Source organism: Shinella sp. WSJ-2 (genome assembly GCF_003432075.1).
Lineage (GTDB): Bacteria > Pseudomonadota > Alphaproteobacteria > Rhizobiales > Rhizobiaceae > Shinella.
Genome location: NZ_QWBU01000010.1, coordinates 90,301 through 110,962, shown reverse-complemented (window position 1 = coordinate 110,962; position 20,662 = coordinate 90,301). Strand labels below are relative to the sequence as shown.

General features: G+C 62.6%; 24 protein-coding genes. 6 read left to right on the top strand and 18 right to left on the bottom strand.

Annotated features, from left to right (window positions below; translation table 11 throughout):
* Positions 1-137: 137 nt before the first annotated feature.
* Positions 138-1,181 carry a D-xylose ABC transporter substrate-binding protein gene (gene xylF, locus D0Y60_RS19635; RefSeq protein WP_117371653.1) on the bottom strand — a complete coding sequence of 348 codons (1,044 nt, stop codon included), beginning with the start codon at positions 1,179-1,181 and terminating at the stop codon, positions 138-140.
* Positions 1,182-1,423: 242 nt separating this feature from the next.
* On the opposite strand from xylF, the gene D0Y60_RS19630 reads away from it, so the two are divergent.
* Positions 1,424-2,644 carry an ROK family transcriptional regulator gene (locus D0Y60_RS19630; protein ID WP_117371652.1) on the top strand — a complete coding sequence of 407 codons (1,221 nt, stop codon included), beginning with the start codon at positions 1,424-1,426 and terminating at the stop codon, positions 2,642-2,644.
* Between the two features lie 6 nt (positions 2,645-2,650).
* Here D0Y60_RS19630 and D0Y60_RS19625 read toward each other — a convergent pair whose 3' ends face one another.
* A complete protein-coding gene (locus tag D0Y60_RS19625) occupies positions 2,651-3,559 on the bottom strand; it encodes an AraC family transcriptional regulator (RefSeq protein ID WP_117371651.1) in 909 nt (302 codons plus the stop codon).
* A 96-nt stretch (positions 3,560-3,655) separates the two neighbouring features.
* On the opposite strand from D0Y60_RS19625, the gene D0Y60_RS19620 reads away from it, so the two are divergent.
* The gene (locus tag D0Y60_RS19620; RefSeq protein WP_117371650.1) at positions 3,656-4,399 is read left to right on the top strand and encodes an SDR family oxidoreductase; all 744 of its coding nucleotides are present in this window, start codon (positions 3,656-3,658) and stop codon (positions 4,397-4,399) included.
* A gap of 74 nt (positions 4,400-4,473) precedes the next feature.
* Here the strand turns inward: D0Y60_RS19620 and D0Y60_RS24785 are convergent, their stop codons facing one another.
* The 7 genes from D0Y60_RS24785 to D0Y60_RS19580 all read right to left on the bottom strand — a co-directional run bounded on the left by D0Y60_RS24785 (position 4,474) and on the right by D0Y60_RS19580 (position 11,536).
* On the bottom strand, positions 4,474-6,093 hold the full coding sequence (locus D0Y60_RS24785; RefSeq protein WP_281048163.1) for a GumC family protein: 1,620 nt from the start codon (positions 6,091-6,093) through the stop codon (positions 4,474-4,476).
* Between the two features lie 109 nt (positions 6,094-6,202).
* The gene (locus tag D0Y60_RS19605; RefSeq protein WP_117371649.1) at positions 6,203-7,249 is read right to left on the bottom strand and encodes a glycoside hydrolase family 5 protein; all 1,047 of its coding nucleotides are present in this window, start codon (positions 7,247-7,249) and stop codon (positions 6,203-6,205) included.
* Entirely contained in the window at positions 7,249-8,304 is a 1,056-nt protein-coding gene (locus D0Y60_RS19600; protein WP_117371648.1) for an acyltransferase, read from the bottom strand. Before D0Y60_RS19600 ends, D0Y60_RS19605 begins: the two co-directional genes overlap by 1 nt.
* 38 nt (positions 8,305-8,342) lie before the next feature.
* Positions 8,343-9,599, bottom strand: coding sequence for a hypothetical protein (locus tag D0Y60_RS19595; RefSeq protein ID WP_199564236.1), 1,257 nt, complete (start codon positions 9,597-9,599; stop codon positions 8,343-8,345).
* A 151-nt stretch (positions 9,600-9,750) separates the two neighbouring features.
* A complete protein-coding gene (locus tag D0Y60_RS19590; protein ID WP_117371647.1) occupies positions 9,751-10,305 on the bottom strand; it encodes a dual specificity protein phosphatase family protein in 555 nt (184 codons plus the stop codon).
* 59 nt (positions 10,306-10,364) lie between these two features.
* Positions 10,365-11,045, bottom strand: coding sequence for a GNAT family N-acetyltransferase (locus tag D0Y60_RS19585; RefSeq protein WP_117371646.1), 681 nt, complete (start codon positions 11,043-11,045; stop codon positions 10,365-10,367).
* A complete protein-coding gene (locus tag D0Y60_RS19580; protein ID WP_117371645.1) occupies positions 11,042-11,536 on the bottom strand; it encodes a MarR family transcriptional regulator in 495 nt (164 codons plus the stop codon). The genes D0Y60_RS19585 and D0Y60_RS19580 overlap by 4 nt, the downstream gene beginning before the upstream one ends.
* Positions 11,537-11,666: 130 nt before the next feature.
* Here D0Y60_RS19580 and arsC point away from each other — a divergent pair, with 130 nt between their 5' ends.
* A complete protein-coding gene (arsC, locus tag D0Y60_RS19575; RefSeq protein WP_117371644.1) occupies positions 11,667-12,089 on the top strand; it encodes an arsenate reductase (glutaredoxin) in 423 nt (140 codons plus the stop codon).
* Positions 12,090-12,095: 6 nt separating this feature from the next.
* Here arsC and D0Y60_RS19570 read toward each other — a convergent pair whose 3' ends face one another.
* Positions 12,096-13,151, bottom strand: a complete 1,056-nt coding sequence (locus D0Y60_RS19570) for a hypothetical protein (protein WP_147324542.1) — start codon at positions 13,149-13,151, stop codon at positions 12,096-12,098.
* A 379-nt stretch (positions 13,152-13,530) separates the two neighbouring features.
* On the opposite strand from D0Y60_RS19570, the gene D0Y60_RS19565 reads away from it, so the two are divergent.
* A complete protein-coding gene (locus D0Y60_RS19565) occupies positions 13,531-14,547 on the top strand; it encodes a substrate-binding domain-containing protein (protein WP_117371642.1) in 1,017 nt (338 codons plus the stop codon).
* A 2-nt stretch (positions 14,548-14,549) separates the two neighbouring features.
* Here the strand turns inward: D0Y60_RS19565 and D0Y60_RS19560 are convergent, their stop codons facing one another.
* From D0Y60_RS19560 to D0Y60_RS19545, 4 genes are all read right to left on the bottom strand, one after another.
* The gene (locus D0Y60_RS19560; RefSeq protein WP_117371641.1) at positions 14,550-15,593 is read right to left on the bottom strand and encodes a Gfo/Idh/MocA family oxidoreductase; all 1,044 of its coding nucleotides are present in this window, start codon (positions 15,591-15,593) and stop codon (positions 14,550-14,552) included.
* 7 nt (positions 15,594-15,600) lie between these two features.
* A complete protein-coding gene (locus tag D0Y60_RS19555) occupies positions 15,601-16,386 on the bottom strand; it encodes a ThuA domain-containing protein (RefSeq protein ID WP_117371640.1) in 786 nt (261 codons plus the stop codon).
* Positions 16,387-16,496: 110 nt separating this feature from the next.
* The gene (locus tag D0Y60_RS19550) at positions 16,497-16,838 is read right to left on the bottom strand and encodes an SMR family transporter (RefSeq protein WP_117371639.1); all 342 of its coding nucleotides are present in this window, start codon (positions 16,836-16,838) and stop codon (positions 16,497-16,499) included.
* Between the two features lie 37 nt (positions 16,839-16,875).
* Positions 16,876-17,436 (bottom strand): TetR/AcrR family transcriptional regulator, encoded by a 561-nt coding sequence (locus D0Y60_RS19545; protein ID WP_117371638.1) that lies wholly within the window; start codon positions 17,434-17,436, stop codon positions 16,876-16,878.
* A gap of 124 nt (positions 17,437-17,560) precedes the next feature.
* On the opposite strand from D0Y60_RS19545, the gene D0Y60_RS19540 reads away from it, so the two are divergent.
* Together D0Y60_RS19540 and D0Y60_RS19535 are read left to right on the top strand one after the other, a co-directional pair.
* Positions 17,561-17,977, top strand: a complete 417-nt coding sequence (locus D0Y60_RS19540; protein ID WP_117371637.1) for a group II truncated hemoglobin — start codon at positions 17,561-17,563, stop codon at positions 17,975-17,977.
* Between the two features lie 53 nt (positions 17,978-18,030).
* On the top strand, positions 18,031-18,351 hold the full coding sequence (locus D0Y60_RS19535; protein WP_245409243.1) for a DUF423 domain-containing protein: 321 nt from the start codon (positions 18,031-18,033) through the stop codon (positions 18,349-18,351).
* Positions 18,352-18,359: 8 nt separating this feature from the next.
* On the opposite strand, the gene D0Y60_RS19530 is transcribed toward D0Y60_RS19535, so the two are convergent.
* From D0Y60_RS19530 to D0Y60_RS19515, 4 genes are all read right to left on the bottom strand, one after another.
* The gene (locus D0Y60_RS19530; protein ID WP_117371635.1) at positions 18,360-18,674 is read right to left on the bottom strand and encodes an antibiotic biosynthesis monooxygenase; all 315 of its coding nucleotides are present in this window, start codon (positions 18,672-18,674) and stop codon (positions 18,360-18,362) included.
* 15 nt (positions 18,675-18,689) lie between these two features.
* Complete coding sequence (locus D0Y60_RS19525; protein WP_117371634.1) at positions 18,690-18,932, bottom strand: hypothetical protein; 243 nt, start codon at positions 18,930-18,932, stop codon at positions 18,690-18,692.
* A 23-nt stretch (positions 18,933-18,955) separates the two neighbouring features.
* A complete protein-coding gene (locus D0Y60_RS19520; RefSeq protein ID WP_117371685.1) occupies positions 18,956-19,348 on the bottom strand; it encodes a DUF2325 domain-containing protein in 393 nt (130 codons plus the stop codon).
* Positions 19,349-19,760: 412 nt separating this feature from the next.
* Positions 19,761-20,654: a TonB family protein gene (locus tag D0Y60_RS19515; protein ID WP_117371633.1), complete on the bottom strand. Its 894-nt coding sequence runs from the start codon at positions 20,652-20,654 to the stop codon at positions 19,761-19,763.
* Between the last annotated feature and the right edge of the window lie 8 nt (positions 20,655-20,662).

The window sequence follows — 20,662 nt, the reverse complement described above, 5'->3', positions numbered from 1 at the left end:
TTGTTGAACGTGTCGTCCGAGCGTAACGAGGAGTCTTGCCGCATCATCCTCCGCCCGCTGCCCATCTTGCGCAAGCGCCGCAACGGAAGCCGCTGCGGCGCTTGTTGATGGTCAGGTCAATACCGGATGGTCGCTACTCAGTTGCAGGCTGCAACCGAGCCGGCAGCAACGCCCTGGCAAGCCGTTTCCTTGGAAATCCAGCCGGCGTCGATGACGACGTTCAGGTTGTCCTTGGTGATCGGCAGCGGTGCGAGGAAGACCGACTTCATTTCGACGCCCTTCGGACCGCCGTTGAAGGTGGTGACGCCTTCGATCTCGTCCATGGTCTTGCCGCTGGCGAGCTGGGCTGCGATTTCCGCAGCGCGCTTGCCGAGTTCGCGGGAGTCCTTCCAAACGGAGACCGTCTGGGTGCCAAGCGCAACGCGGTTCAGCGCGGCGTGGTCGGCGTCCTGGCCGGAGACCGGAACGGAGCCGGCAAGACCCTGTGCCGTGAGGGCTGCAATCGCACCGCCGGCCGTGCCGTCGTTGGACGCGACGACCGCATCGACCTTGTTGTCGTTTGCCGTCAGGAACTGCTCCATGTTCTTCTGGGCGTTTTCCGGCTTCCAGCCGTCGGTATAGGCTTCACCGACATTCTTGATCTTGCCAGCGTCGATTGCTTCCTTCAGCACTTCCTGCTGACCAGCGAAGAGGAAGTCGGCGTTCGGGTCGGACGACGAGCCCTTGATGAAGACATAGTTGCCTTCCGGCTTCACCTTGAACACTTCGCGGGCCTGCATGCGGCCGACTTCCTTGTTGTCGAAGGTGATGTAGAAGGCCGCCGGGTTTTCGATCAGTCGGTCGTAGCCGACGACTGGGATACCTTCGGCGGCAGCCTTTTCGATGGCCGGGCCGATGGCTTCCGAATCCTGGGCGAGAACGATGATGGCGTTGGCGCCCTGGGCGATCAGCGACTCGACGTCGGTCAGCTGCTTTGCGGCAGAAGACTGGGCGTCAGCGGAAATGTACTTGTCGCCGGAGGCCTCGAGAGCGGCCTTGATGGCAGCTTCGTCGGTTTTCCAACGTTCTTCCTGGAAATTCGACCAGGAAACGCCGACCGTGAGATCCTTGGCGTGCGCAATACCGGAATGCAGGGAAACGATGACGGCAGCCCCTGCCATCAACTTCAAAACGGACTTCATATTATCCTCCCAAGTGAACACCGGCCGTCTGGACGAACCTCCCGCCCGATCAACAGCCAGCCACGATAACACTGCCTCGATGCCCCTCCCGGCGTGCCGGGACTTTTTTCTCGACAGTCGAGAAAATAAATGTCAGAACTTTTCCAGGCTGTCAACACGGCTCGAAAGCCTTGAATGACGGCATGACTGATGCTTTGGGAGGAGCATGGGTTGCAGCCTGTGAAAGCGAGCGGATTGAAGAGATGCTGGTGAAATCGAGCACGGAGCTTGTGCGTCAGCAGAACAGTGCGCTCGTGCTTGCTTCGCTTCGCCGACACGGCCCGCTTGCCCATACCGATATTTCCCAGCAAACCGGGCTCGCCTCCGCGACCGTTTCGGCGATCACGACGGAGCTCGAAAAAGCCGAAGTACTAGAACGGCGCGAACAACAGGCATCAGCCGCGCGCGGGCGGCCCCGCGTCATCTTCGGACAGCGGCGGGATGCGGGCTATCTCGCCACCGTGCGCATCTCTTCCGACGTCGTGCAATACTCGCTGGCCGATTACGGCGGCACGCTGCTCGACCGGTTCGAAGAGCCGCGCAACCACGCCGATACCGCGACCCAGCCCTTCGCGGACGCCTTCATGGCGGCGCTGGAAAAGCTGGTAGCCCGCTCGCGCATCACGCGGGAGCGGGTTCTCGTCGTCTCGATCAGCAGTAAGGGACTGGTCGATCCGGCAGCGGCAAAGCTCGTCTGGTCACCGGTTTTTGGCGCGCAGCAGGTGGATTTCGCCGCCCTGCTCGCACCGCACTGGCAGGCGAAGATCCTCATCAGCAACGAGACCCTGCTCGTCGCCCATGCAATGGCCCTGCGCATGGAAAAGGCTGATGTGAAGAACCTTCAGGCGGTCGCGGCCCTCTCGCTCGGCCACAGCATCGGGCTCGGTATCGCCCGCTTCGAACGCACGGGCGAGCTGACCGTCACGGCTCCCAATTTCGGGCACATGCTGAACTCGTCGGATGGCAAGCTGTGTCGCTGCGGCTCGCAGGGCTGCATCGAGGCGTCCGCCGGCTTTTACGGTATCCTGCGCACCGCCTTCGAAGTGCCGCCGGATACGATCCCGGCGAAATTCGTGCCACTTGCCGAAATGGACAAGATCGCGGTGCGCGCTCGCCAAGGCCATCGCATGTCGGAATATGCCTTCCGCCAGGCCGGCCTGGCGCTCGGCCAAGGCCTGTCGCGCATGGTGAGCCTTTACGGAAACATGCCGATCGCCATCACCGGCCCCGGCACGCGCTATTTCGATCTCCTCCAGCGCGGCCTCGAAGAGGGGCTTGCCCAGTCGCAGCAGGTACGACTGTTCGGCGCACCGCCCATCTCCGTGGTGCCGGAGGAAGCGACGCTGGTGCTGGAAGGCCATCTCGACCGGGCGCTGGCGGAGATGGACCATGACATCATCACGGCCCGATCGGTGGGCGGCTGACTGGCATCACGCGCGCAGCGCCCCCTGTTTGGCATAGCGCCCTGGCGGCTGGCCGACATGACGGGTGAAAGCGGTGCTGAAGGTGCTGGCCGAACCATAACCGACGCGCTCGGCAACCTCGGCAATATCGGCCTCCCGGCGGCGTAGCAGGTCCTTGGCGAGCGCCATGCGCCAGCCCATGAGATACTCCATCGGCGCCACGCCGACATGGCGCGAGAAGCGCTCGAAGAAGGAGGAGCGGGACAGCGCCGAGGCCTTGGCAAGCTCGGCCATGGTCCAGGCGCGGGCGGGATCGCCATGCATCTGGCGGAGGGACTCGGCCAGACGCGCATCGCCGAGGCCGCGCAGCAGACCGGCCGGCGCATCCTGCGACGGCACCAGTCGCAGCGCCTCGACCAGCACGATTTCAACCAGCCGGGTGAGCACGAGATCGCGACCCGGCCGCTCCGACACCGCCTCCTCGATGAGCAGCCTCACCAAGATCGACAGACGCTCGACGCCGCGGACATGTACCTGCCCCGGCAGGAGCGAGACCAGCAGTCCGGAATCCTCGCCTTCAAAGACGAAATAGCCGCCGAGAATGCGAACGTCGGGCGGCCCATCCTGCCGTCCATGGCGGACTTCGCCGACGGCAAGTGCGGCGGCATGTGGATCGATGATCTGCGGCCGGACGGGCTCGAAACCTCTCATCGTAAAACCCGGCGTCTTCGGCAACAGGACGAAATCCCCGGCCTGAAGCGTCAGTTCGGGTTCTCCATCCACAGCGAGGCGGCAGGCACCCTCGATCACGATGGCGAAACTCGGATGGCCGAAATCCGTATAGCGCACACCCCAGCGCCCTGCCCCGCTGATGCCCTTGGTGAACACCGCATTGGGACGGAGCAGTCCGATGATTTCAGAGAGTGGATCGACCATTCCCGGACTTTAGCAAACAAAATATGGATCATCAATCGTATTTAGTCCGGCCATGCCGCGCTAAGTTGGCGTCATCACTTCAAAGGAGACGACGTCATGAAAACCATCCTGATCACCGGCACCTCATCTGGCTATGGCCTCGAAACGGCCCGCCACTTCCTCGCGCGCAACTGGACCGTCATCGCAACGATGCGCACGCCGCGCGCCGACATCCTGCCGCCCTCACCCAATCTACGCATCCTGCCGCTCGACGTCACGGACGAGGCCAGCATCGCGGCGGTCATCGATGCCGCCGGTCCCATCGATGTGCTTGTCAACAATGCCGGCATCGGCGTTGTCGGTGCCTTCGAGGCGACACCGATGGCCCATATCCGCAAAGTCTTCGAAGCCAACACCTTCGGTACCATGGCCATGGTGCAAGCCGTCATCCCGCAGATGCGGCTGCGCCGGTCGGGCGTCATCGTCAACGTGACCTCGAGCGTGGCGCTGGCGCCGATGCCGCTCGCCGCCGCCTATACGGCCAGCAAGCAGGCGATCGAAGGCTTCACCGGCTCGCTCGCCCATGAACTCGCGCATTTCGGCATCCGCGCCAAGCTCGTCGAACCCGGCTACGCGCCGACCACGCGTTTCGCGCAGAACAGTTCTGTCAAGGTCGAGGACCTGATCCCCGAGGCCTATGCCGATTTCGCCGCGCCCATCTTCGCGCAGTTTGCCAAGCCCGCGCTGACCACGAAGGAAACGGATGTCGCCGAAACCGTCTGGGCCGCCGTCAACGACACCCGCGGCACGCTTCGCTTTCCGGCCGGGCAAGATGCGGTGGCGCTCTTTCACGCGGCCTGACACTCACCCGGCGCGGAAACGGAAAGGGCGGCCTAGCAGCCGCCCTTTTTACGTCGCTACTTAAAGCAGGCTGGTCACGCTTCGCGCGTCATCTTCGACAGATTGGCGCGCAGACGCGGGTTGCGGATCATCGTGCGGCCAAGCGCGATGACGAGGCCGATGCCGAAGCCCGCGATGGCACCCGCGACGAGGCCGGCAACCAGCAGCATGCTGCGGCCCGGACCGTCCGCTTTCTGCGGCATGGAGGCTTCCGATAGAACACGGATATTGCTGCGGGCGAGGTTCTTTTCCTCGCTCGTCTCGCGCACGCGCTTCAGCACGGCTTCGTAGATCTCGCGGGCTGCCGTCGCGCGGCGCTGGAGATCGTTGAGGCCGACCTGGCGCTGCTGCGTGTTGTTCTGGAGAGATTTCTGGATCGATAGCTCCTTGGCGACCTGCTGCTCGGATTGCTGGGCTTGGGCAAGATCAGAGCGGGCGCGCGCGAGATTGCGCTGCAGTTCAGCCTGGATCTCCGCCTGGAGCCCCTTCAGCGAGGCCTTGGCGGCAAGAAGCTGCGGATGGCGGGCGCCGAGCGCACTTTCGAGGCTGCCGACCGTCGCGGCCTGCTGGGCATATTGCCGGCGAAGGTCGGTCAGAGCGGACGATGCCTGATCCTGCTGGCCATTCGCCGAAATCGCGTCCTCGAGCTTGAAGTTCACGGCAGCGTCCACCCGCGCCTTGGCCTCGATTGACGCCTTCTGCGCGGTGGTCAAAAGCTCGTTGAGCTGCACCAGCCGCTTGTCGGCAATCAGGTTGCCATCGGCGGTGACCATGCCATTGCTGGCCTTGTAGGTCTCGACCGCCTCTTCGGCCCGCTGGACCTCTTCGCTGAGTTCGCGCAGGCGGCTATCGAGGGCTGAATTTGTACGCTGGTAGATCGAGGAATAGGCGTTGTTTTCCTCTTCGAGGAAGACCTCGACGAGGGCGTTGGCAACCTCTGCGGACACCCCGCCGTCGCCCGTCGTCACCGAGAGCGTCACGACATAGGAACTTGCTTCCAGCGCTACTGTCGCAGAACGCTGCAATGTGGCGACGATCGCCGCCTTGCGCGTGGCCGGGTCACCGGCGATCCCGGAAAAGAGAGAACTGTCAGCAAGGTTCAGCTTGTCGACGGCCTGGCCGATCGCCTTCGGAGAAGTCAGGATTTTCGACTGGCTGTTAATCATCGACACGATGACTTCTGAGGACGCGCCGCTCTGCGAACTCGAGTCGCTGAGCTCAATCTGACGGGGATCGAAATAGATGCTGGTCTGCGCCGTGTATTTGCGCGGCATGGTCGGCACCAGCACACCGCCGATCACGGCAAAAAGTGCCATGAGGGCCAGGATCAACAGCCGATGGCTCCAGAGAGCGCGAAGCAGAGTGCCGATATCGAGCAGCGGAACGTTACCGGCAGGTTCCGGCGCGGCTGAAACAACGTCGGGTCCGGAAACGGGCTCGTGCACCCTACGTGACGGCACAGCTTCAACTACGGAAGGCGCGGCCGCTGAAGTCTCTTCCCGGCGCAATGCCGAGGTCTCACTTCTTCGATCAGGATGGTCTGCAGCATCCGTGGCAAAGCCGCGGCGCAGAGCCGGATGTGTCGACAGCACGGGGCTGCCCCGGCGTCTGCCCGGAAGCCCCTTCAGGTCGTCATGTTTTCCAGCTCGGCTCATAAAAAATCCATGCGATTCGTCGGCTTGGCCGATTGCGATCCGCATCGGAATCTATTGTCTTATGGTTAACGAGGCGTAACCTGCCCGCGCCTTTGGGTATTTGGCATCGTCAGGCCGGCGGCACGGTCGTACAGGATGTTGCATCCGGCTGTTTGCCCGGCGTCAGCGGCAAGGCCGACAGCTGCTTGCGGTCGCCCTTCTTCGTCGGCTGCACATTGTTAATCTCGGTTTCCGGCCACCATTCACCGGCGGCCCAGTAACTGAAGCCAAGCCATGCATCGGCGTTCTCGTCCAATGTCGCCGTCATCGCCTTGAGGCCGATCAGGCAGGCTTTGTCCTGCGAACCGCCGAATTCCCCCAGAAACCCCTTCTTACCGGTCTCACGCAGCCAGGCTGTGACATCGACGAGTGCGGCATTGGCGGCCTCCGCCGCTTCGCAGCCGCCTTTCGTACCCGACGAATCCGCATCCATATACTGATGGAATTCGTAGGCGTAGTTGTCGATCGGATCCTTCACCCCGCGCATCACCTCGGCGTTCGAACCGCCGGGATATTCCGCCCGCCAACCATGGGCGCCGCTCCAGCGCGTGCCCGGCACGAGCACGAGATTGCGCGCACCAACGCTGCGAATGCCGGCGATCGCGTCATTGGCTAGATCGAGCCATTCGGATGCGGAAATGTCATAGGGCTCGTTCATCAGGCCGAAGAGCACATCGGTTTCATTGGCGAATTCCGCACCAAGGCGGATCCAGAGATCGGTGAAGGCGAAGGCGGGCACCTCGGGCGTCCCGAGCCTGGCCTTGTCGTAATAACCGAACGCATGCGGATCCAACAGTACCGTCATGCCGTGATCACGCAACCGTTTGACCGCCGCTTTCAGCCGATCGAGTTCGACGGCGCTGAGCGGACTGTTCAGCGTCGGCTGCAAACGATCCCACGAGAAGGGGAGCCGAACGATGTTCATGCCCTTACCGGCGAAATAGGCGACGGTTTTCTCCGAGGGGTAGGTGAAATTGATGTTCTCGACGCCGTTGCGATCACCATATTCGGCGCCCGAGAGGTTGACGCCCTTGAAACACACGCCCGCCGCAAGCGACGGCTGGGCGACAGCAAGGGCGGCAAAAACAGCCGCAGACAACAAGCGCACAGACGGCATCAGGCCGACCCTGTCGGCGACAGATGCACGGCAGGCCGACGACGATTGCGCAGGAAACGATCGAGGGGCTTTTCGAAGAGATTGTGCAGCACCACCGCAGCGACCGAAGAGGCGGCAAGGCAGAGCAGAACGAAGAGCACTTCGTTGCGCATCCATTCGAAGGGCAGCTTGGCGTAAATCATGCGCGCGCCGGCGAGCACGAAGATATGGCTCAGATAGAGGCTGAAGGAAGCATCGCCGAGATGATTGAGCCAGCCGATCACCGGTTTGCGCGAAAAATCGAGCAGGGCGACGCCGCCAACGACGATTGCGGCGGGGAGACCGACGGAAAACAGGCGCGGCACATCCCATTCCATCCAGTCGTTGTAGAGCATGACCGCACCGGCAGCAGCGATGAAGGGCCAGGCGACCGTTCCGCCCAGGCGCCGGCCGTCGAGATAGAGCTTGCCGATAAAAACACCCAGAACGAATTCGAAAATGACGGAATCACCGTAGAAACGGGCCGCTGTCACATCCTGCGGCAAAAGCTTGCAGAGAATGAAGATGACAAGCAGCAGCCCCGCCAGCGCATAGGGACGGATCGCCTTCGACAGGCCAAGCAGCGCGCCGAAGAGCAGGTAGAAATACATTTCGTAGTTCAGCGTCCAGCCCGGCACGATGACGGGCGCGATCATGACACCCGCCGGGTCCGCCGGGTTGATCCAAGGCAGGAAAAGCAGCGTGGCGACGACATGCGGCAGATCGAAAACCGTCGATTTCAGGATCGACGGTACGATGAGGGCGACAGCGGCAGCCAAAAGCGACAGCGCCCAGTAGAGGGGCACGATGCGGATAATGCGGCGGGTGTAGAACTCCCGCGCGCCGATCGCCTTGTCGGCCGTGGTGATCCACATGACGAAGCCGCTCAGCACAAAAAACAGGTCCACGCCGCTCTTGCCGAAGAGCGCGCCGGACAGCAGCGCATCCGGCTGGACGTTACGAAGCTGAAGGATGGCGTGGAAATAGACCACCATGAGGGCGGCGATCGCACGCAGATACTGGAGCTGTACAAGCATTGCCTATCCTGAGCGGGCCACGCACCGGCCGCTTGGCCCTATGTCTGCTTGCGGACCGGGGTGACACCTGCCTGCAACGCGGGCGTGGGGTCACGGCTTTCGCGGCCGCCCGGCGCAAATTTGAGGTAACCGGCCAGAAACCAGAGCAGCGCTGCCACCTTGATCGAGAACACGGCATTTCCGCCGATCATCATGTTCACGAAAAGAAAAATAGAAAGTAAATGCGCAAACCGGCGCTGCTCGGCGGTCTTTCCAGCCGGGAAGAGGCAGACGAAAAGCCAGAAGAATATGAGACCGAAGACCGTGCCCGCATAGACGGCATAGACATAGCCGCTGTCGGCGAATTGCGCCGCCTTGGCGGCTTCCAGTCCCAGCACTGCGAAGATGTCTGTCTCCAGGATATGCTTGACCGTTAGTACGACGCGGCCATCCAGCGTATCGCCGCTGGCATCCGGCCGCAGGAAATAGACGAGGAAGCCAAGCAGCAGCACCAGCGGCATATAGACGAGCGTCCAGGCCGTCGGAATGCGTGGAAAGAGGAAGTAGCCGGCCAGGCAGACGAACGAGAACATCAGCATGGTGCGAGAATCGTTGGTCAGCAGGATCAGAACGATCGTGCTAAAGAACAGCAGCCGCTCGCCGCGTTTCAGATTGCTCCAGAACGTGGCGAGGAAGATCAGCAGCACGCCACAGAAATTGGCGAGCGACACCTGCTCCAGAAAGATCGAGGCGGCGCGGTGATCGATGATGCCGAAGGAAAATCGGCCAGGAATACGAAGCACGTTCTGGAACAGCTTGCTGCCGTCGAAGGAGATCTGCTCGAGGCCACGCGTGTTTTCGAAGTAGCTCATCGGATAGAACAGGGTGCCGTAGAGATCGAGGAAAAATATCTCGATCAGCAGGCCGCCGAGAATGCACCAGCACGACCATTTGAAAGCCGTACGCACCGTGCCGCGGTTCGACCAGGTGCCGAGAATGGCAAAGCAAAAAATGATGAGAACGTTGCGGAAATAATCGATGAAGACCGTGCCGTTGACCGCCGACATATAGGCGGCCATGGCCAGCGTGAAGACCGCAAACAGAAGAGCCCCGATGTCCTCCTCGAATAGCCCCTTTCGCAGGATGAAGACGAGGCCGCCGAACAGGATGAGGATTTCCGTGAGCGCCACGTGGGCAAAACCGAGCCGCATTACGTTCGCGTTGATCATCGCGAGAACGCAATTGTAGAGCACGGAGGAAACTACGACGCCGATCACATAATAATCGCGCGTCTCTAAGGTTCTGTTGTCTGTCACTGCGCCCGAAGCCGACGAATCGCTATCAAAGCAAGATACCAGAGCGGTGCATCGGGAAAAAGCGAAGCGACTCCGCCATCCATCTCAATGACCCGATCGTCTTCACGAAGGGTGATTTCCTGCGTTAAGGAAACGCTTCAAGTGGGAGGTTCTAGCTTCCAGCGGTCTCCAGCGCCTCCCAGCTTTCGTCCATAGCATAGGTTGGTGAGAGGAGCGGGATACCGATATGGCCGTAGCGCACGGAAAGCTGCCGCTCGGCTGTTTCCTCATCCACCTTAGCGACCTTGGCAAGGTAGATGACGGAGGCAAGGCCCGTGCGGTCAGCACCCGACCGGCAGTGAATGAGGATCGGGCGCGGCGCATGCTTCAGGATCGCAACGAGCCGCGCGGCACCCTCCGCATCGAGGCGCTGATCGGCGACCATCGGGAAATCGACGAGCCCGATGCCCAGGCGCTTGGCCGTCGCCGCTTCCGCCTCGTACCAGGCTTCCTTTTCATGGCGGCCGCGCAGGTTGATGATCGTGCGGATGCCGTAGCGTCCGGCATAGCTTGCGATCGCGGCGGCCGTCGGCTGGTTCGAGCGATAGACCTCGCCCGGCACGACGGCTGCGAAATTGCCGGTCAATTGAATGCCCACGAGATAGCCGCCCATCGCCACGACGCCTATGCCGAAAAAAAGCGCCGCCTTTTTGAGAAAACCGTTCATCTGCGATCCTGCCGTTGTTGGCGGCAACATCGGTCACACGGCTGACAGGGCGCTGAACGTCAGTCCGGCCGGCGCAACGCCGCCACATGCATGGACCGGCGCAGCGAAAAGCCGATCGTCTCGTAAAGGCCGATGGCGGCCATATTGCTTGCAAAGGCATGGAGATACGGCCGGGCGCCGGCCTTCACGATCTGCCCGGCGACATGAAGCGACAGGCGCCGTGCATAGCCCTTCCCACGATAATCGGGATGGGTGCAGACGCCGCTGAGCTCGGTGAAACCCGGCTGCCTCATGCGCTCGCCCGCCATGGCGACGATGCGTCCGCTTTCCCGCACACCCCAGAAGCGGCCGAGCGCCTGCGATTTCAGCGAGAAGGGGCCGGGCTTGGTCAGCGTCGCCAGCGCCAACATTTCCTCGGCATCCTCGGCGCCGAGCGCCACGATAGCCTCGTCGGCCGCGGCGACGGGAACATGCTGGGCGATCATCTGCACGGCCTCCGTCGCCACGACGGTTTCGAGACCGGCAGGGGCCAGGACAGGATCAGCCTGGAGAACATAGAGCGTTTCACCGGGGCGCACGAAAGCCGCGAAATCGGTTGCGGCCTGCGACGTGTCCACCGCCATTCCCGCCATGGGCAGAAACCCCGGCTGATAGCGCCGGGCGAGGCCATCACCCTCGGCCAGCCCCTTATGCGTGGTCGTCAGGGCGCTCCAGATCGGACGGTCGAGGAGGGTGATCATGGATGATTTCCTTCTGCCTTTCCGGCGCGACGATGGAGCGGCTTTTCCTTCAAGGCGTCCTCCAGCTGATCAAGGCGGTCGAGCAGGCTGCCGTCGAGGATATCGCAGACGTCGCGCACCGCCGCCTCGATCACTGGCCAGATTTCCTGTTTCGAACGGGCGATCAGCGCTGCGCCTTCCGGCGTGAGCGAGAGACGGCGGATGCGCTGATCGTCCTCTTCCTTGCGGGCGGTGAGGTAACCCGCCTCGGCCAGCAGGCCCGCCGCGCGCGTGACACCCGGCTGGGTGACGCCGAGCGCCGCCGAAAGTTCGCCGATTGAAAGCGATCCCAGCCGGTCGATTGCTGCCAGCAGCGGGTACTGTCCCGCCTGCAGATCCACGTCCATATGCTCCATGATGCGCTGGGTATCCGCCTGCACCTGCTCGCCGATGCGCTTCAGGCGGCTACCGAGGCAGAGATAGCCGAGTGCCCTTACAATATCGTCCGTCATAACTTCATTCCTAGTTATATAACAGGTTATATTACTGACGATGCGTGCAGTCGAGATCGGCCGCGGCTTGACGACCGCCGCACGCCGCGTATGCCTTGCCTCATCAGTGCTTGAGAAAAGGCCGGCGACCATGGACGCAACGATCTATCACAACCCGAACTGCGGTACCTCGCGCAATACGCTGGCGCTCATCCGCAATGCAGGCATAGAGCCCGAGGTCATCGACTATCTCGCAACCCCGCCTTCCAAAATGGAGCTGGCGGCGATGATCGCCGCAGCAGGACTGACTATCCGCGAGGCGCTGCGCGAGAAGGAAACGCCCTACGCATCGCTCGACCTTGCCGACCCTGCCCTCTCCGACGATGTCCTGCTGGACTACATGATCGCCCAGCCGATCCTCATCAACCGGCACTTCGTCGTAACCCCGCTGGGCACACGGCTCTGCCGGCCGTCGGAACGGGTGCTGGACATCCTTCCGGACACACGCAAAGGCCCCTTCGCGAAGGAGGACGGTGAGAAGGTCATCGACGAAGACGGCAGGCGTCTCGCCTGAGCCCGATCATGCCTCTGCCGGCAGTTTTTTAATGGCAAGCCCCAGCGCCCTGCGTAGCCGGGCCTCGCTTTGGCACGCAAAATCCTTCGCCATGCGACGACCCCGCGCAGCATCCCGCGGCGGAAGCGGACCGGCGAGGCGCAGAGCGACGCCCTCGGCCGTCGCGGCGACATGGGGAATGTTTTCGATGACGGCAAGGCGGTGCCCGAGCGATCCCTCCCGCACGACAACGGGAATGCCCAACTGCGCCGCCCGCCCCAAAACGCCGATGGCACGATCGCCCGAGGGCGGATAGAGGCACCAGACAGCATCGCTCGCCGCATAGGCGCCGAGCAATTCAGCATCCGAAAGGGCCCGATCAACCGCCACTCCCCCCGCCGCTCGAAACGCGTCGGCACGATGCGCAAGGCCCGGCTCCACCCTGCCGCAAGCGATGAAGCGGAAACGATCGCGCAGCCCCACGCAAATTCCATAACTTTCGCTGAACAGCGCAAACCCCTTGCGCGCGCTTTGCCGGCCGAGGGAAGTCAGGACCAGACGATCACCCGGTTGCCGCTCGCGCCGCAGGAGCTCCACCGCATCGCGTTCTTCATCCGTCAGATCCCAGAGTTCGACGTCGTAGATCCAGTCCTTTGCCACAAAAGCGGCGGCGGGAAAAACCGCGAAGGGAAGGATCGTCAGCGTCCGAACCGCCTCCAGCCGCTTGAGCCCATGCAGCAGCCCCCGCTTGATCCGGTAGTGCCACCGCCTCGACGCGACAAGCGGCAGCGGACGCAGAAGCAATCCCGCCGTCCGCCTACCGACGGCCGCGCGCAACAGGCAGATGGCGAGATAGGACAGGAAAGCCTCTTCGATCATCAGGAAAAGCACGGGGCCGCGCGACAGAAGAATCCTGCCCAGACCGGCCGACCGGGCACCGAACAGCCGATCCAGCGCACGAAGATAGGAGGGCCGGCGTCCGGCTTTGGCTGCACTGTAAACCAGAAGCGATTCAGGTGGTCGAGCCGACCGGGTCCGCGCCCACCGAAACCAGTTGCTTGCTGGTTTCAGCCCCTTTTCCATCGCCAGATCCGCTCGCACAGACGGACCCGATGCGACTGGCTCATCCGCGCCTGTCTGCATGGTCTTCCCCCGAATATGGTCGCAAAACTTTCCGCGCCTGTCCGCCCAGAAAGTGATGTCATGCCGCAGGCACAATCTTGCCCGCCCGTCTCAAGTCCGTATGAGCACAGGGTAGAATACGGCCAGGAAACACAACTTAATCATTAATAATATTAATCTTAGCGTGTTAAATTGAGAATACAAGCGGGACTATGCAACTCTGTCGCGATTTGAGAAAACCTTGCGTCCTTCACATCAAGATTTGCACCCTCTTCCCTTCGCTTGCCGCTCCGACACCAACGGTTCATAAAGGCCGGGAACCGACCGCTAAGGACGAAGGATGAATCTCAAGGAATTTGCCGCCCGCATCGGCCTGTCTCAAACGACGGTTAGCCGTGCGATGAGCGGATATCCGGAGGTCAAGCCCGAGACGCGGGCGCGCGTGCTGGAAGCCGCTGAGCGGCTGGGCTACCGGCCGAATATCAGCGCCCAGCGATTGGCAACCGGCCGGGCCGGCGCGATCGGCATCGTTTTTCAGGGCGGCGGGCGGTTCGGGCCGCATTCCAGCGAATTCATGGGCGGCCTTTCGACACGGCTCCAGCGGGACGGCATCGACATTCTCGTCTCGACCGTCGAGACGGAAGAGGACGAGGCCGCCGCCTATCGAAGGCTTGCGGCCAGCAAACGCGTGGACGCCGTCATCGTGCATACGCCCGCCTGCACGGATGCCCGCATAACGCTTTTGCAAACCCTCGGCCTGCCCTTCGTCGTGCACGGACGCAGTGAGGCCAAAAAACCCTTCGCCTTTCTCGACATCGACAATTTCGGCGCCATCGAGACGGCGACCCGCCATCTTGCCGGTCTTGGCCACCGCCGCATCGCGCTGATCAACGGCGACACCATCAGCACCTATGCGCGCGACCGGAACGACGGTTTTCGCGCGGCGCTTGCCGCCTGCGGCCTACCGTTCGATCCCGATCTGACAGGCCACGGCGAATTCACGGATGAAACCGGCTTCCGGCTGATGCATGCCTTTCTCAGTCTGCCCGCCCCGCCCACGGCGGTCATTGCAGGCTCGATGATGTCGGCGCTCGGCGCCATGCGGGCGATCCGCATTGCGGGACTGACCGTCGGGCACGACGTCTCGCTCATCGCCCATGACGATGTGTTCCCCTATCTGAGCCCCGACAATCTCGTGCCCGGTGTCACCACGACGCAATCGCCGATCCGCGCGGCGGGCGAGCGGATCGGCGACATGGTCTTGCAGCTGTTGCGGGGGAAAGCGGTCGAGACCGTGCAGGAGGTCTGGCCCGTCGAGTTCATCATCCGCGGCTCGACAGGCCCGGCTCCGGGCTGATCTCAGACCTTCATTTCCCGGCGCTCCTTCTCGGTCTCGATGGCGAGATCGAGGATCTTTTGCAGCTCCGCCGCATGGCGGAAGCCGGGTTCGACTTGTTTCCCGGCGGCTACGGCGGCCGCAAAGCGCTGGTAGTTCGTCGGCACCGTGCCGGCATCGAGATCGCGCCAAACGGCTTTTTCCACATCCTCGCCCAGGCAACCGCGCAGCTGTGATCCCTCCGTCGAATGGATCACCTCCAGCGCGCCCTTGTCGCCATGCATGCGCAGGCGAAGCTCGTTGAGATGACCGGTCGCCCAGCGGCTGGAATGGATGACGCCGAGCGCGCCATTGGCGAAATCGACGGTCATGGTGAAGCTGTCATTGGCGTCGAGATCGTACTCGCCGATGCGGTTGTCCGGCGCCTTGTCGAAGGCCTTCAGCCGGGCGAAGACATGCTCCACATCGCTGCCCGCACCATAGCTGGCAAAATCGAGAATGTGGATGCCGACATCGCCCAGCACGCCGTTCGAGCCGTGCCGGGTGGAGAGCCGCCAGAGCCATTGGCTTTCCGTCGCCCAGTTGCCCCAGGCCTTGGAGACGAGCCAACTCTGCAAGTAGGACGCCTCGACATGGCGCACGCGGCCGATTTCGCCCGCCAGCACCATTTCGCGTGCCTTCTGCAAGGGCGCGACGTTGCGATAGGTGAGGTTCACAATGGTGACGAGGCTGGAGGCTTCCGCCGCCCGCGCCATCTCGTCGGCCTTGGCGTAATTTTCCGCCAGCGGCTTCTCGCACATGACGTGCTTGCCCGCCGCCAGCAGCGCCAGTGTCGTCGGATGATGCGCGCGATCGGGCGTCACATTGGTCGCTGCGTCGAAATCGCCCCAGGCGATCGCCTCTTCCAGCGATGTGAAGACATTGGGAATGCCGTGCGTTTCGGCAAAGGCTTTCGCGCGCGACGGGTCCACATCGACCGCGCCGACCAGTTCGACGCCATCGATTGCGGAAAAATGCTGGGCATGGCTGTTGGCCATGCCGCCGGTTCCAAGAACGAGAAGACGCATGGAAACCTCAGCGATACCCGGCTTCGCCGGCCTGATGGAGTCGCGGGCCGCGCTCGACGATCGGCTCCAGCGCCTGTTCGACCGGCACGTTCGGTGCATCGTGGATCGCGGCATAGGTGCCCTGCGGGTTGAAGGCCCATTTCACGCCGTTGACCAGCACCTTCTGCACATTGGCATCGTGATAGGTCGGATAGGTCTCGTGGCCAGGACGGAAGTAGAAGATGTTGCCCGCACCACGCCGCCAGGTCAGGCCCGAACGGAACACCTCGCCGCCTGCAAACCACGAGATGAAAACCGTCTCCAGCGGTTCGGGAACGGAAAATTGCTCGCCGTACATTTCCTCGTTTTCGAGAACGAAATTGTCGCCGAGACCTTCGGTGATGGGGTGGCGCGGATTGATGTTCCACAGACGCTCGCGCTCGCCGGCCTCGCGCCATTTCAGCGCGCAGGGTGTGCCCATCAGCCGCTTGAAGATTTTCGAGAAATGGCCGGAATGCAGGACGAGAAGGCCCATCCCTTCCCAGACGCGCTTGGCGACGCGCTCGACCACCGCATCATCGACGGCGCCGTGGTCCTTGTGACCCCACCAGAGCAGTACGTCGGTCTCGGCGAGGCGCGCTTCCGGCAGGCCGTGTTCCGGCTCCTGGAGCGTCGCGGTCGTCGCTGAGATCGCAGCATCCTTGTTGAGCGCGTCGGCGATCGTGTTGTGCATGCCGTTCGGATAGATCGAGCGGACGATCTCGTTCGTCTGCTCGTGGATGTTCTCACCCCATACGATGGTGCGGATTGCCATGGGTCTTTACCTCTCGAAGCCGTGAAATTGAAAGCGGTTTCAATTCGGCGGAATCGATAAGGCCCGGCCCCGCTTTTGGCAAGCGGGGTTCGTTTCGATTCCAGCCTCTTTCAATGAAATGTCGACTTGGAGAAAAGGTTCAGCACAAGAACGCCAGCAATGATCAGCCCGAGACCGGTGATGGCGGCGAAATCGAGCTTCTGCCCAAAGACGAAGTAACCGACGGCCGAGATCAGAACGATGCCGAGGCCGCTCCAGATCGCATAGGCGATACCGACCGGCACATACCGCAGGCTCCACGACAGGAAGAAGAAGGCGACGGCATAGCAGACGACCATCATGGTCGTCGGCACGACACGCGTAAAATGCTGGGCCGCCTGCATGGCGGAGGTGCCGAGCACTTCGAAGACGATGGCGACAACGAGGACGGCATAGACAACGGTGAGGTTCATGGGTCTGTCTCCGGCGCGGCGCGCCTCAAAAATCCAATCAGAGGCGCGAGATCGCCAGCAGCCTGTCCATCATCGCGGCGCGGGTTGCGGCATCCATGGTCGGCGAGCCGAGCAGGTCGGCAAGCCAGAGACCATCCACCGCATAGCGCACCAGCATGGCATCGAGCGCTGAATCCGTGCCGATATTCTCCTGCAGGTGGCGATCCACCCATTGTCGCCAGCGTTCGCGCAGATGCGGCTCGGAAATCAGCGCGATCGTCAGCACCTGCCACTTTTCGCCGTCCGCCATGCCCTCGGGCTGGAAGAAGACCGCGATATAAGCGCGCGTGAAGCGCCCCTTGGGCTCGGGATCGTCGCGCATCTTCTCCGCCAGCGCCTGATCGAGCTTGTCGGTAAGATCGGTAAAAAGGCCATCGAGCAGCGAAAGCTTGTTGGGAAAGTGATGCAGCAGCCCGCCCTTGCTGACCCCTGCCGCCTGCGAGACCGCGTCGAGCGTTACGCTGCCCGGCCCCTTCTCCAGCGACAGCTTCGCCGCGACCTCCAGCAATTGCTGGCGGACGGCTTCCGGGTGTTTCTTGCGGTGATGTGCCTGGCTCATGAGAAAAACATACCGTCTGGACGGTTTCTTGTCAATATGCTGAAAGCCCGGCATTTGACACGCTTCGTCGCACTGGACGGGCGCGGCATTGCCTGCGGCGGAGCGCGGCGCTAAGACCTTGAGTATGACGGATACGAACGAGAACCAGAGCCGAGAGGGCGAGACGATCACGCTTTATGAGGCGGTCGGCGGCGATGTGGCCGTACGCGCCTTGACGCACCGCTTCTACGTGCTGATGGATACATTGCCGGAAGCCGCGCGCTGCCGCGCCATCCACCCACCGAACCTCTCCGGCAGCGAGGAAAAGCTCTACGAATATCTGACGGGCTGGCTCGGCGGCCCGCCGCTCTACACGGAAAAGCGCGGCCACCCCATGCTGCGCCGCCGCCATTTCGCGGCGCCGATCGGCCCGGCCGAGCGCGACGAATGGCTGCTCTGCTTCGTGCGGGCACTGGAGGAGACGGTGCCGAGCGAAGGGCTGCGAAAAATCATTCTCGAGCCCGTCACGCGGCTCGCACACCACATGCAGAACCAGGAATAGGAAGCCTCGTGTCGTTTTCGCTGCGCTCCGCCAGCCTTCTCGTCGCCGGCCTGATGGGCCTGACCGGCGTCGTCACCGCGGCTGCGGCCTCCCATGGCAGCGATCCGCGCCTAATGGCCGGGGCGTCGGCCATGTGCCTTGCCCATGCGCCGGCGCTGATCGCGCTCTATGCCGCGTGGCCCTCGATGCGTGCCGCGCCCTTCGCCGCGCTCCTCATGGCGCTCGGCACGGCGCTGTTCGCCGGCGACCTCGTCTTCCGCCATTCGACGGGATACGGGCTCTTTCCGATGTCGGCACCGACGGGCGGCGTGATCATGATGGCGGGCTGGCTGGTGGTCGCACTCGCGCCGTTCCTGCCGAAAAAAGACGGCTGAACAGCCGATCAGGCGCCTTCGACGACGCTGAAACCTTCGAATTTCGGCGGGCCGAGATAAATGGCCCTGTTGTCGGCGGCATTCTTGTGCGCCTGCCGAAAATTCTCCGATTTCGTCCAGGCGACGAAATCGTCCTTGCTCGCCCAGATCGAATGGGAAGCGAAGAGGGTAAAGCCCTCTTCGCTATTGGTATCGCCCCGCAGCAGGTGAAAGGACTGGAAGCCCGGCGTTTTGGCCAGGCTTGAATCCCGCTCCTTCCAGATGGCCTCGAAAGCCTCTTCGTGGCCGATGGCAATCCGGAAACGGTTCATGGCGAAGAACATGGGAAGACCCTGAGGTTAGACGGAATCCCGCCGTATTAGGCGCGGTGCCGGGAAGGCTACGACATTGTCGTTGCGCGCTTCAAGCCCATGCGTGTTCTCGAAGCTCACGGCCCGCGCCGGCTGGCGGGCGCTCGCCAGCGGAAACTCCGTGACATTCTCGCTTTGCAGCATGTCCGCACGGCGGGTCAGGAGGGCGTACAATTCCGGCACCAGGCCGTCGCCGTTCTGCGCGGCCAGCTTGTGCAGGCCGATCATCATGAAGGCTTCGGGTCTTTCGTCACTTACTGCGCAGTCTCTCCCTGGCTCATGCTCTGCAGGGCGCGCTCGAAGGAGGACTTGCTGCCGTTGCGCAGCGGCACGAAGGCCTTTTCCCACTTCTTGCAGCCCGTCTTCACACGGATGCAGGCATCATGGCTGATACAGTCGATGGGGCAGAAGACGCAGTCGACCGAGGGCAGCACGTTGTCGATGCGGGAAACCGCCTCGCGAAGGCCGCCGTCGTGATGGATGAGGTTGGCGCCATAGGAGCTGGCGATCTGGCGCAGATGTGCCACTTGGCAATCCCGGCCGCCGACATAAAGGAAGCTGCGCCCTTCGAGCCCCGCCTTGGCATCGGCCTTGTCGTCGGTTTCTGCCTCACGGCGGGCCTGCTGCTGCCTGTGCTTCTCGCGCATTGCCTTCCTCTCTGCTTCGCCGGTCCGGCGCTTGACTTTGCTGACTTCGACACTGCGCGGCGTTGGCGCCAGCTTCACTTCGATGGAGGCTGCGGCCTGAACGGCCGGTGCCATCGCCGCGGGCACGTCCTGCGCTGCCGCCGCCATCTGCTTCTTCAGCGCATTGAGCTGGCGCTCCAGATCGGCGATCCGCCGGTCGCGCTCGGCAATCGCTGCTTTCAAGACCGCTTCGATGCGGCCAGCCGTCATTCCATTCATGCAGCTTCCCCTTTGGCACTCCGCATCGACGGAGCCTCAGTTCGGCTGCAACCTACAAAACATGATTATCAGAGTAAAGTATAAACATGACCAATAAAGTCATATTTTCGTGCAAAAAATTCCCGCTTGATCGTTCCAGGCGGGAATGGTGGCCTCAGTTGAAGACGATCGGCACGTTGAACGCCCAGGACGAGCGCCCGGCAGCCTCAGGAATCTTCGCAAAGGGTGCTGCGCGCTGCACCGAATCGAGGGCGGCCCGGTCGAGCGCTGCGCTGCCGGAGCTGCGTGCGACGCGAATGCCGCTCGCCTGCCCGCCGGAGCTGACGGTGAAGCTCACCACCACACTGCCGCGCTCGCCGCCCGAAACACGCTTCTTGGCGCGGTTGATCTTGTTGCGCACCTTGCCCGGATAGTTGCTGACGGCAGCATTGCCGGCCGATGAGGAATTGCCCTTCTTCTGGCCGCCGACGGCCGCGCTCTTCACATCGGCTGAGCCATCGACCTCGCCGCGCGTCGCGTTCTGCTTGGCCTTGCCTTTCTCACCGGCCTTCTTGACCGGTTTTTCCTTCGGCTTCTTGCGCTCGACCTTCTTGACCGGCTCTTCCTTCTTCACCTCGGGAACCGGCTTGATCTCCTCTTCCGGCTCGATCACCGGCTTGATCTCGGGAACCGGAACGGCGGCGATCTCGACCTCGGCGGAGGGCACGATCAGTTCCTGCACCGGCTCGGCCACGACCGGATCGACAGGCGCAATCTCGGTCGTCTCGGGCTGGATCTCGGTCGGCTGGATTTCCGCCACTTGCTGCGGCTCGGGCTCGGTGAAATCAGGCTCGATCGTCTCGGGCTGAATGGCATCCTCGGGATTACCCGATTCAACCGCCTCGAACGCGCCATTGCCCAGCATCGCCACTTCCGCAACGACGCCACCGGCAATCAGGGCCTGCTCCTCTTCCGGCGCAGGCGACATGGTCAGGATGGCCGCCGCGGTTGCGTGTGCCAGCAGGGAAAGAACACCGCCGCCGACCCAAAGCCACTTGCTACCAGACATCGTACTCA